Raw genomic sequence first — 504 nt, 5'->3', positions numbered from 1 at the left:
TGGGCATCCACCGTGTACGCTTAGTCGCTTAACCTCACAACCCGAAGATGTTTCACTTCTGATTGCGAAAATTTGAGAGACTCGAACACACATTAACTGTGTGTCGTTTCAATTTTCAGCTTGATCCAGATTTTTAAAGAGCAAATATCTCAAACATCACCCGAAGATGAGTTTTGAGATAGTTCGGCACGCGTCTTTCACTCACGAACCAGCAAGTGGCGTCCCCTAGGGGATTCGAACCCCTGTTACCGCCGTGAAAGGGCGGTGTCCTGGGCCTCTAGACGAAGGGGACACTGAAGTCTCAATCGCAAGACGCCTTGCTTCTTTACTTTCATCAGACAATCTGTGTGAGCACTACAAAGGCAGGTTCTTTAAGGTAAGGAGGTGATCCAACCGCAGGTTCCCCTACGGTTACCTTGTTACGACTTCACCCCAGTCATGAATCACAAAGTGGTAAGCGCCCTCCCGAAGGTTAAGCTACCTACTTCTTTTGCAACCCACTCC

1 tRNA gene and 1 rRNA gene are annotated in these 504 nt (G+C 48.4%); both read right to left on the bottom strand.

Annotated features, from left to right (window positions below):
* Window positions 1-216 precede the first annotated feature (216 nt).
* Window positions 217-292 (bottom strand) — tRNA-Glu (locus tag ABD259_RS25755).
* A gap of 85 nt (window positions 293-377) precedes the next feature.
* Window positions 378-504, bottom strand: a 16S ribosomal RNA gene (locus ABD259_RS25750); the annotation flags it as partial.

It is taken from the genome of Nocardiopsis rhodophaea (genome assembly GCF_039530945.1).
GTDB lineage: Bacteria > Actinomycetota > Actinomycetes > Streptosporangiales > Streptosporangiaceae > Nocardiopsis_C > Nocardiopsis_C rhodophaea.
The sequence above is the reverse complement of the archived record's forward strand: the minus strand, read 5'-3'. Positions and strand labels throughout refer to the sequence as shown.